The sequence below is a fragment of the Streptomyces sp. CBMA123 genome (assembly GCF_014596465.1).
GTDB lineage: Bacteria > Actinomycetota > Actinomycetes > Streptomycetales > Streptomycetaceae > Kitasatospora.
The window spans coordinates 1-10,638 of the sequence record NZ_MECK01000183.1 but is presented as its reverse complement, the minus strand read 5'-3'; the positions used below and the strand labels follow the sequence as shown (position 1 = coordinate 10,638).

Here is a 10,638-nt window from a genome sequence, read left to right as displayed (position 1 = left end):
CGTCGGCGGCCTGCGGGCCGTCGCCGGGGGTCGCCGGGTCGGGGCCGGGGGCCGGTGGGCCGCTCGGGGATTGCTCCACCATGGATCCGTGAGTCTCGGGCATATTTAGGGATGCTAACCATTTCGTCGGGTGGCCGCCACGGTTATTCCGGCCGCGCGGGGCGGTCGGGGCTGGCTCCGGGGCGGCCCGGATCGTCCGGTCCGGCGGACGGGGCAACAGTCTGCGGCCTGCGGTGATTCCCGCTCGAACACAGCTGCGACCCGACGGTCCGGCCCTGTCCCAAGGGTCGCCGACCCGAGCGGCGTGCGCCCAGCGGCCCGAGGGCGGGCGGACGCCGTCCTTTGGACCTAGGGCCGCTGGCGGTGCCGGACCGGGCGGCCTGGACTTCGGGCGGGCCCTGACCCCCCGGCAGGCCCAGGCCTCAGATCGGCTCGGGCATCAGCACCAGGCGGGCTCGGACATCAGGCGGGCTCGGACATCGGGTCGACCTCAGCCACGGCGGCTGCGGCGGCGGAGTCAGCACCGGAGTCCGCAGCAGCCGCGGCGGCGGAGTCCGCGGCCGCCGCGAAGGCGCCGTGGGCGAGGGTGTGCAACAGCGCGGCCATGCCGTCGCGCTGCAGACCGGTGCGCTCGCCCTGGACCGGGTTCGGGCCGAGGCTGTGCGGGGTCGAGTTGATCAGGCCGAAGACCGCGTGCACGGTGGCCCGCGCCACCGGCTCGGCGGCGGGGACGGCGAGCGGCGGGTGGGCCTGCCGGACCACGTCCACCCACAGCTCCACGTAGCCGCGCTGGAGCCGACGGACGGTGCGGCGGTCCTCCTCCTTGAGGTTCAGCAGCTCGCGGTCGTGCAGGGTGATCAGGTCGCGGTCGTTCAGGGCGAAGTCGACGTGGCCGCTGATCAGCGCGTCCAGCGCGGCGGCCGGACCGTCGCCGCCACCCGCCCGACGGCGCCCCTCGTCCAGCAGGCGCTCGCTGATGCCGACCAGCAGATCGGCCAGCATCGCGTCCTTGCCGGCGAAGTGACGGTAGAGACCGGGGCCGCTGATGCCGACGGCCTTGCCGATCTCGTCCACGCCCACGCCGAGGAAGCCCCGGGCGGCGAACAGTCGCGCGGCCTCCCGACGGATCTGGTCGCGGCGTGGGATCGCGGAGGCTGCGGGGACGTTCGGCATGCCGTCCATCGTAGACAGTGGGGTTATCGGCCGTTAACCTGGGCGCGTAAGTTAACGTTAATTAACGTGGGGACCGCAGGCGCACCGCGCTCGGCCCCGCGCACCTGCTGCCGAGGGCAAGGGAGCTCTTGGGATGGTCATCTCAACCACCGGCGCATCCTCCGGCGTCCGGCTCAGCGCAGCGACCGGCACCCCGGTGACATCGGGCGCCGTACCACCGGGCGCCGCCGCACCGGCACCCCGGCTCGGCACCTCCGCCGACCCGGGATCCGCGGCCTACCGGGCCAACACCGAGGCGCACCAGGCCCTGGTCGCCGAACTGCGCGCCAAGCTCGACGCGGCCGCCCTCGGCGGGGGCGCCAAGGCCCGCGCCCGGCACACGTCGCGCGGCAAGCTGCTCCCCCGCGACCGGGTGGACACCCTGCTCGACCCGGCCTCGCCCTTCCTGGAGCTGGCCCCGCTGGCCGCCGACGGGATGTACGACGGGGCGGCGCCCGCGGCCGGGGTGATCGCCGGCATCGGCCGGGTCGCCGGACGCGAGGTGGTGGTGGTCGCCAACGACGCCACCGTCAAGGGCGGCACCTACTACCCGATGACGGTGAAGAAGCACCTGCGCGCCCAGGAGGTCGCGCTGGAGAACCGCCTGCCCTGCATCTACCTGGTGGACTCCGGCGGCGCCTTCCTCCCGATGCAGGACGAGGTCTTCCCGGACCGCGACCACTTCGGCCGGATCTTCTACAACCAGGCCCGGCTGTCGGCCGCGGGCATCCCGCAGATCGCCGCCGTGCTCGGCTCCTGCACGGCCGGCGGCGCGTACGTCCCGGCGATGAGCGACCAGGCGGTGATCGTCCGCAACCAGGGCACGATCTTCCTGGGCGGACCGCCGCTGGTGAAGGCCGCCACCGGCGAGGTGGTCACCGCCGAGGAACTGGGCGGCGGCGAGCTGCACTCCCGGACCTCGGGCGTGACGGACCACCTGGCCGAGGACGACGCCCACGCCCTCTCCATCGTCCGCACCATCGTGTCCGAGCTCGGCCCGCGCACGGCCAAGCCGTGGCCGCTCACCCCGGTCGAGCCTCCAGCCGTCGACCCGGCCGGCCTGTACGGCGCCGTCCCGGTCGACCCGCGCACGCCCTACGACGTGCGCGAGGTGATCGCCCGGCTGGTCGACGGCAGCCGCTTCGCCGAGTTCAAGGCCGAGTACGGCGCGACCCTGGTCACCGGGTTCGCCCGGATCCACGGCCACCCGGTGGGCATCGTCGCCAACAACGGCGTGCTGTTCTCCGAATCGGCCGTCAAGGGCGCCCACTTCATCGAGTTGTGCGACCAGCGCGGCATCCCCCTCCTCTTCTTGCAGAACATCACCGGGTTCATGGTCGGCCGGCAGTACGAGGCGGGCGGCATCGCCAAGCACGGCGCCAAGATGGTCAACGCCGTCGCCTGCACCAGGGTCCCGAAGCTGACCGTGGTGGTCGGCGGCTCGTACGGAGCCGGCAACTACTCGATGTGCGGCCGGGCCTACTCACCTCGCTTCCTGTGGATGTGGCCGGGCGCCAAGATCTCCGTGATGGGCGGCGAGCAGGCGGCCTCGGTGCTGGCCACCGTCCGCCGCGACCAGCTGGAGACGCGCGGCGAGGAGTGGCCGGCCGAGGCGGAGGAGGAGTTCAAGCGCCCGGTCCGCGAGCAGTACGAGCGCCAGGGCAACGCCTACTACGCCACCGCCCGGCTCTGGGACGACGGCGTGATCGACCCGATGGACACCCGTACCGTGGTCGGCCTCGCCCTCACCGCCTGTGCCAACGCGCCGCTGGCGCCGCCCGCTCCGTACGGCGTCTTCCGCATGTGACGTCGCCCGCCGGCGGCTACGACCCCGTCACCGCTCCCGTGATCCCTCCGTTCCGGGCGTGACCCCCGAGGTGCCGGTCCGAGGACCGGGCCGGCGCCTCGACCGCCCACCGCCACCTCCTTCTTACGGCTCCCCTCGACCCGGAGGAACGCCTCCCATGTTCGACACAGTTCTGGTCGCCAACCGCGGTGAGATCGCACTGCGGGTGATCCGCACCCTGCGGCGGCTCGGTGTCCGCTCGGTCGCCGTGTTCAGCGACGCGGACGCCGACGCACCGCACGTCCGCGAGGCCGACCTCGCGGTCCGGCTCGGCCCGGCCGACCGCAGCGACAGCTCGGCGGCCGAGACCTACCTGCGCACCGACCAGATCCTCGCCGCCGCCCGCCGCACCGGCGCCCAGGCCGTCCACCCCGGCTACGGCTTCCTCGCCGAGAACCCCGGCTTCGCCCGCGCCTGCGCCGACGCGGGCCTCGTCTTCATCGGACCACCTCCCGGTGCGGTCGAGCTGATGGGTGACAAGATCAACGCCAAGGAGGCCGTCCGGACCGCCGGCGTCCCGGTGGTGCCCGGCAGCCAGGCCGCCGCGCCCTCCGACGAGGACCTCGTCGCCGCCGCCGACGAGATCGGCTACCCCGTCCTGCTCAAGCCCTCCGCCGGTGGTGGCGGCAAGGGCATGCGCCTGGTGCGGGACCCGGCCGACCTGCCCACCGAGATCGCCGGCGCCCGCCGCGTCGCCCGGACCGCCTTCGGCGACGACACCCTGTTGCTGGAACGCTGGGTCGACCGGCCGCGCCACATCGAGGTGCAGGTGCTGGCCGACGCCCACGGCACCACCGTCCACCTCGGCGAGCGCGAGTGCAGCCTGCAGCGCCGCCACCAGAAACTGATCGAAGAGGCTCCCTCCGTTCTCCTCAATGCCGAGACCCGCGCCGCGATGGGCGCCGCGGCCGTCCGCGCCGCCGAGTCCTGCGGCTACACCGGGGCCGGCACCGTGGAGTTCATCGTCCCCGGCATCGACCCGGACGCCCCCGCCTCCGCCGCCGAGGGGGTGCGGGACTTCTTCTTCATGGAGATGAACACCCGCCTCCAGGTCGAGCACCCGGTCACCGAACTCGCCGTCGCCGTCGGCCCGGACGCGGCCCGACTGGACCTGGTCGAGTGGCAACTGCGCGTCGCCGCGGGCGAACCGCTCACCTTCACCCAGTCCGATGTCTCCTTCCTGGGCCACGCCATCGAGGCCCGCATCTGCGCCGAGGACCCGGAACGGGACTTCCTGCCCACCGGCGGTCGCATCCTCACCCTGGACGAGCCCCGGGGCGAGGGCATCCGCGTCGACTCCGGGGTCGCCCCCGGAACCGTCGTCACCAGCGCCTACGACCCCATGCTCGCCAAGGTCATCGCGTACGGGCCCGACCGCCCGACCGCGCTGCGCCGGCTCCGCGCCGCGCTGGCCGACACCCGCATCCTGGGTGTCACCACCAACACCGGCTTCCTGCGCCGACTGCTGGCCCACCCCGACGTCGTCGCCGGCCGACTGGACACCGGCCTGGTGGAACAGACGGCCCAGCAGCAGCCGGCCCTGCTCGTCGCGCCCCACTCCCCGTCGAACGCGGCAGCGCCGACCGCGGTGCCGACCGCGGTGCCGTCGGCTGAAGCCGCTCCGGCCGGGGCCGGCGCCCCGGCGACCGAACCCCCGTCACCTGCCCACCTCCTCTACTACGCGGCCGCGCTGGCACGGCACCTGGAACTCACCCCGGCCGCCGACCCCGGCGGCTGGACCGACCCGTTCTCCTTCCCCTCCGGCTGGCGCCTGGGCGGCACCCCCGCCTGGACCACCCACCGACTTCGTACCCCCGGCCAGGACCCGGTCTCGGTGCGCATCCGTCCGATCACTGCGGGCAACGTAACCGGTGCCACTGACAATTCCCCCGAACCCACCCGCGAGGTGGAGCTCCAGCTGGACGCCGGGCCCGTGCACCGCGCCCGCGCGACCCTGGCGGCCGACCGGCTGCACCTGACCGTCGACGGCCTGCGGACCGCCTTCGCGCTGGCCACCGACGCCACCCCCGGCCTCGCGGCGGGCCCGGTGACCTGGCTCGGCATCGAGGGCGACGCCTGGCCGATGCACGCCTACGACCCGGTCGTCGAGAGCGCCGCCGGGGCCGCGGCGCACCACGGCGCCCTGACCGCCCCGATGCCCGGCACCGTCACGGTCGTCAAGACCACGGCGGGCGAGACGGTCCGCAAGGGCCAGCCCCTGCTCGTGCTGGAGGCCATGAAGATGGAACACGTGATCGCCGCGCCGCACGACGGCGTGGTGGCCGAGCTGCGGGCCACCGCCGGCGCCACCGTCGCGATGGAGGACCTGCTGGTCGTGGTCACCCCGGCCGACGAGGCCGCCGAGCCCGCGGCGGTGCGGTCATGACCACCCCGGACCCGACCACCCCGGCCACGACTGCCCCGGACACCGCCGCCCAGGGCACCACCGCCCAGAAGGGCGCCGCCCACGAGCCCGACGCCCTCGACCTGGGGCTGCCCGACCCGGTCCGCGCCCACGGCCTGCCCGAGGAGGTCCGGATCCACGAGGTCGGGCCGCGTGACGGGCTGCAGAACGAGGGCTCCCTGGTGCCCGTCGAGGTCAAGGCGGAGTTCATCGGCCGGCTCGCCGCCGCCGGGCTGCGGACCGTCGAGGCGACGAGCTTCGTTCACCCGAAATGGGTACCCCAGCTCGCCGACGCCGAGGAGCTGGTGCCGCGGCTCGCCGACCTGCCTGGGCGCCACCCCGGTCTGCGGCTGCCGGTGCTGGTGCCCAACGAGCGCGGCCTCGACCGTGCGCTCGCCCACCACGTCACCGACATCGCGGTGTTCGCCAGTGCCACCGAGACCTTCGCCCGGCGCAACCTCAACCGCTCGGCGGACGAGGCCATGGCGATGTTCCGGCCGGTCGTGACCCGGGCCACCGAGGCCGGGATCACCGTCCGCGGCTACCTCTCGATGTGCTTCGGCGACCCGTGGGAGGGGCCCGTCCCGGTCGACCAGGTGGTCCGGTACGGCGTCCGGTTGCTGGAGATGGGCTGCGCCGAGCTGAGCCTCGGCGACACCATCGGCGTGGCCACTCCGGGCCAGGTCGGCGCCCTGCTGACCGGCTTTGCGAAGGCCGGCGTGCCGGTCGAGCGGCTCGCCGTGCACTTCCACGACACCTACGGCCAGGCGCTCAGCAACACCCTGGCCGCGCTGCGCGAGGGCGTCACCACGGTGGACGCCTCGGCCGGCGGCCTGGGCGGCTGCCCGTACGCGAAGAGCGCGACCGGCAACCTGGCCACCGAGGACCTGGTGTGGATGCTGCACGGGCTCGGCATCCGGACCGGTGTCGACCTGCGCGCGCTGGTCGCGACCAGCGGCTGGATGGCCGAGCGCCTCGGCCGCCCGAGCCCCTCCCGCACCGTCCAGGCGCTGCTCGGCGCCGCCCGGGGCTGACCCGCCCCGTCTGGCTCCCCGGCGCCAGCCGTCCGTTCGGTCCGGCCGGCGCCGCGGCACCGCGTTCATCCGCTTCCATCCGCGTTCATCCGTCAACCGCACCGTGCGACCGTCACACCGTCAGATGGACGCCGGTCATCCCGCTCACGCCCGCGGCCACCCCCGGCCGGGCACCAGGAGGATCAGATGCTCGACCACCGGCTCAGCAGCGAGTACGAGGAACTGCGGCGCACCGTCGCCGAGTTCGCCCAGGACGTGGTGGCGCCGAAGATCGGCGAGTTCTACGAGCGGGAGGAGTTCCCCTACGAGATCGTCCGCGAGATGGGGCGGATGGGCCTGTTCGGCCTGCCCTTCCCGGAGGAGTACGGCGGCATGGGCGGCGACTACTTCGCCCTCGGCCTCGCCCTGGAGGAACTCGCCCGCGTCGACTCCTCGGTGGCGATCACCCTGGAGGCCGCCGTCTCGCTCGGCGCGATGCCGATCTACCGCTTCGGCACCGAGGAGCAGAAGCGCGAGTGGCTGCCCCGGCTGACCTCCGGCGAACTCCTCGGCGCCTTCGGCCTCACCGAGCCCGAGGGCGGCTCGGACGCCGGGGCCACCCGCACCACCGCGCGGTACGACGAGACCACCGACGAGTGGGTCATCAACGGGACGAAGTGCTTCATCACCAACTCCGGCACGGACATCACCGGACTGGTCACCGTCACCGCGCTCACCGAACCGCTCGCTCGTTCGAGTGAAGAAGGCGAATTCCGCTCGCCTGTACGGGAGATCTCCTCCATCATCGTGCCCACCGGGACCCCGGGGTTCCAGGTCTCGAAGAAGTACTCGAAGGTCGGGTGGAACGCATCCGACACCCGCGAACTGTCCTTTACCGACTGCCGCGTTCCCGCGGCCAACCTGCTGGGCGAGCGTGGCCGAGGCTACGCCCAGTTCCTGCGGATCCTCGACGAGGGCCGCATCGCGATCGCGGCCCTGGCCACCGGCCTGGCCCAGGGCTGCGTCGACGAGTCCGTCAAGTACGCCGGCACCCGCCGGGCCTTCGGCCGCCCGATCGGTGCCAACCAGGCCATCCAGTTCAAGCTCGCCGACATGGAGCTGCGCGCCCACACCTCCCGCCTGGCCTGGCGGGACGCCGCTTCCCGGCTGCTGCACGGCGAACCGTTCAAGAAGGAGGCCGCGATCGCGAAGCTGTACTCGTCCGAGGCCGCCGTCGACAACGCCCGCGAGGCGACCCAGATCCACGGCGGGTACGGCTTCATGAACGAGTTCCCGGTCGCCCGCTTCTGGCGCGACTGCAAGATTCTCGAGATCGGGGAGGGCACGTCCGAAGTCCAGCGCATGCTCATCGCCCGGGAGCTCGGCGTCACGTCGTGACGGTCGGATCCTGACGATCGACTCCTGACCGTCAGCTGCCGCCGGTCACCTCCTGAGCCGAGCACTCCGGGCCGACAGTCCGCTCCACAACGGGAGTTGTGGAGCGGACCGAAGCGGCGGAAGCCGCCGGACAGACACTGGAGGAGGCACCAGAGACAACAGGGGTTGCGCAGGGGCTACAGGGCTACAGGGCTACAGGGCTACAGGAGCAACAGGAAAGGCAGCCGCGGGAGTTCGCGGAAGGCCTCAGGGGATCACGATCACCGGGCGGTTGGCCCGCCGCGCCAACCGCCCGGAGACCGAGCCGAAGATCTTGCCGAGCAGGCCGTGCGTCGTGCCGACGACGATCGCGTCGGCGGCGTACTCACGGCCGACCTCCTCGATCTCGTGGCAGATGTCGCCACCCCGCTCGATCAGGATCCACGGCACCCCCGCGAGGAAGTCCGCGCAGGCGAGTTCCAGCCCCAGGACCTCCGTGCGGTGGTCCGGGAGATCGACGAAGACGGGAGGCTCACAGCCCGCCCAGACCGTGGCGGGCAGACGGTTGGCGACGTGCACGATCACCAGGCCGCACTGCGACCGGCGGGCCATGCCGACGGCGTACGCGAGGGCGCGCTCGCTCGACAGCGAGCCGTCGAAGCCGACCACGACGCCGTGCTGGAACACCGGGTCGAGGAAGCGCCCCGGCGCATCGTCCGCCGACGGACCGGTGTGCCCGCCGACCGGGCCGGACTCCGTGTCGGGACGCTCGGCACCGGGGCCGGGACGGCCGCCGGTCACCGGGGGCTCCACGGGGCCGGCCGGGTGCCCGTCGCGTCGCTCGCGAGGCCCCGGGCGGTCGCGTCGGGCGAGGCTGCCACGGCGGAGGATGCGCAGGGCGCGTACCAGGCCCGGGAGTTCGGCTCGTTCAGGGCTCGCGACTGCGGGCGGCGCAGCGTCGAGGGCACCGCTCCGCCGGTCGTCCGGTTCAGCGGTCCGCTCGCCCGTCCACTCACCGGTCCACTCGCCGGGCGGCCGGAGGCGGCCCGGGAGCTGGGCGTGCGGGCCGGCTTGGCGGTCGGCGGAGGCGTCGGCTCGGCCGCCGGCGTCGACGCCGTCATCGGCACGGTCTTCGCCGTACGCGCCCGACTGATCGCCGTCTCCGTCGCCAGCACGCCCACCAGCACGCCCGTCGGTGCGCCCACCGGCGCGCTCGTCGGGCTGCCCGCCGACCGGGTCGGGGTTCGTACGGGCGTCGTCTCTCTGGGACCCCGCATCCGCACTGCGGGGCGCATCCGGTTCGACCGGTCGGGAGGACTCAAAACCAGCCATGGCTCACGGCTCTTCAAGGGAGAGGGGCCGACAGGAGAGGACAACGCTGCCCGGGCGACAGGCCCGCCCACGGGATGACGTCGGTCTGCGCCGCGCAGCACCGTATGTGACCTGTTCCTTTCAGAGTACGACGAGCACGGGGCCCGGCCCAGCGGCGAAGCCCCGGAGCGACGTTGTTCCCGCGAAAGGAGGATGCGCACGCCGCGGCTGTGCGCCCTGCCCGCAGGCGATCGCGCCCCCTCCAGAACGGAGGTTCTAAGGAGCTTGACGGAGCGGGCCGGGCGGCGCAACAGGCCCACGGGACACCGTGACCGGACTGTCATGGATTGGCGACGATCCGTTGCCGGACGTCGCGAACCGTCACGCCCCGCGAGCCCCGGCCTGCCCTCCAGTCCGTCCGGGCCTGCCCCGTCCATCGGGTGTCCGGGCCCTTTCAGCCACTTCGTACGGCTTCGCGACGCGGTCTGGCATTTGCCAGGTGCATAGGTGCGGCCGCTGGCACCATGCTCGGCATGCCCCTGCTCCTGTTCGATCTCGACAACACGCTGCTCCCCCGGGACGCCGCCTTCCGGGCCTGGGCGCAGGACTTCCTGTCCGAGCACCGCCTGCCTCCCGGCGACCTCGACTGGTTCGTCACCCTCGATGGCGGCGGCTACGTGCCGCGCAGCACCGTACTGTCCGCCGTCCGGCGCCGCTACGGCCTGGACGCCTCGGCCGAGTTCCTGCTCGCGCACTTCCGCCGCGGCATCAACTCGCACATCCACTGTCCGGCTCGGAACATCGAGGCGCTGCGGACGGCACGGGCGGCCGGGTGGACGCTCGGGATCGTCTCCAACGGCGGCACCCGGCCGCAGTTGGAGAAGATCCGGCGGACCGGACTGGGACCGCTGGTCGACGGCTGGGTGATCTCGGAGGAGGCCGACTGCGTCAAGCCGGATCCGCTGATCTTCGAGATAGCCGCCCGGCGGTGCGGCATCCGACCGGTCGGGGACTGGACGGCGCACACCTGGATGGTCGGGGACCACGCGCCCGCCGACATCGCCGGGGCCGAACTGGCCGGGCTGCGCAGTGTCTGGCTGCACCACGGGCGGCCGTGGGCGGAGATCGGCTACCGGCCGACGCTGAAGGCGGCCGGGCTGCCGGAGGCCGTCGGCCTGGTGCTGGCGGCGCGCAACGCGCCCTCGGTCCGGTCGGGGGTGCGGTCGGGGGTCCGGCCCGGCGTGCGGCCGGAGGTCCGCGCGGGCGGGCCGGGCCGGCGCCAGGCGGCCGGGGCACCGGTCCGCGTGACGGCGCTGATCGGCGCACACACCGGCGCACATCCGACGGCGACCGCCCCGGAGGGCCCGAACGCGCCCGCTCCCGTGCATGCCGGGACGGCCGTCGCCTCGGCGGCCGGAGCGGCGTCCGGAGCCGGTTCCGGTGTCCGAAACCGATCAGGCGGGTTTGCTGCGATC

General features: G+C 73.6%; 7 protein-coding genes and 1 pseudogene. 6 read left to right on the top strand and 2 right to left on the bottom strand.

The window, feature by feature from the left end; all coding sequences use genetic code 11:
- Window positions 1–462 precede the first annotated feature (462 nt).
- Window positions 463–1,173: a TetR/AcrR family transcriptional regulator gene (locus BG452_RS21015; protein WP_188305884.1), complete on the bottom strand. Its 711-nt coding sequence runs from the start codon at window positions 1,171–1,173 to the stop codon at window positions 463–465.
- A gap of 133 nt (window positions 1,174–1,306) precedes the next feature.
- Here BG452_RS21015 and BG452_RS21010 point away from each other — a divergent pair, with 133 nt between their 5' ends.
- From BG452_RS21010 to BG452_RS20995, 4 genes are all read left to right on the top strand, one after another.
- Window positions 1,307–3,019: a carboxyl transferase domain-containing protein gene (locus tag BG452_RS21010; RefSeq protein WP_223242516.1), complete on the top strand. Its 1,713-nt coding sequence runs from the start codon at window positions 1,307–1,309 to the stop codon at window positions 3,017–3,019.
- Between the two features lie 157 nt (window positions 3,020–3,176).
- Window positions 3,177–5,444, top strand: a complete 2,268-nt coding sequence (locus BG452_RS21005; RefSeq protein WP_188305883.1) for a biotin carboxylase N-terminal domain-containing protein — start codon at window positions 3,177–3,179, stop codon at window positions 5,442–5,444.
- Complete coding sequence (locus BG452_RS21000) at window positions 5,441–6,496, top strand: hydroxymethylglutaryl-CoA lyase (RefSeq protein WP_188305882.1); 1,056 nt, start codon at window positions 5,441–5,443, stop codon at window positions 6,494–6,496. Before BG452_RS21005 ends, BG452_RS21000 begins: the two co-directional genes overlap by 4 nt.
- A gap of 186 nt (window positions 6,497–6,682) precedes the next feature.
- Window positions 6,683–7,873 carry an acyl-CoA dehydrogenase family protein gene (locus BG452_RS20995; RefSeq protein WP_188305881.1) on the top strand — a complete coding sequence of 397 codons (1,191 nt, stop codon included), beginning with the start codon at window positions 6,683–6,685 and terminating at the stop codon, window positions 7,871–7,873.
- A 246-nt stretch (window positions 7,874–8,119) separates the two neighbouring features.
- On the opposite strand, the pseudogene BG452_RS20990 reads toward BG452_RS20995, so the two are convergent.
- Window positions 8,120–8,545, bottom strand: a pseudogene (locus tag BG452_RS20990) (universal stress protein); the annotation flags it as partial.
- A 132-nt stretch (window positions 8,546–8,677) separates the two neighbouring features.
- Between BG452_RS20990 and BG452_RS20985 the strand changes: the two are divergent.
- Complete coding sequence (locus BG452_RS20985) at window positions 8,678–9,262, top strand: hypothetical protein (RefSeq protein WP_188305880.1); 585 nt, start codon at window positions 8,678–8,680, stop codon at window positions 9,260–9,262.
- A 434-nt stretch (window positions 9,263–9,696) separates the two neighbouring features.
- The coding region (locus tag BG452_RS20980) for an HAD family hydrolase (protein WP_188305879.1) at window positions 9,697–10,638 on the top strand (942 nt) is incomplete at its 3' end.

What these genes read in the sequence shown, in the direction of transcription:
- BG452_RS20995 (WP_188305881.1), top strand. Translation starts at nt 6,683, where the DNA reads ATGCTCGACCACCGGCTCAGCAGCGAGTACGAGGAACTGCGGCGCACC.
- BG452_RS21000 (WP_188305882.1), top strand. Translation starts at nt 5,441, where the DNA reads ATGACCACCCCGGACCCGACCACCCCGGCCACGACTGCCCCGGACACC.
- BG452_RS21010 (WP_223242516.1), top strand. Translation starts at nt 1,307, where the DNA reads ATGGTCATCTCAACCACCGGCGCATCCTCCGGCGTCCGGCTCAGCGCA.
- BG452_RS21005 (WP_188305883.1), top strand. Translation starts at nt 3,177, where the DNA reads ATGTTCGACACAGTTCTGGTCGCCAACCGCGGTGAGATCGCACTGCGG.
- BG452_RS21015 (WP_188305884.1), bottom strand. Translation starts at nt 1,173, where the DNA reads ATGCCGAACGTCCCCGCAGCCTCCGCGATCCCACGCCGCGACCAGATC.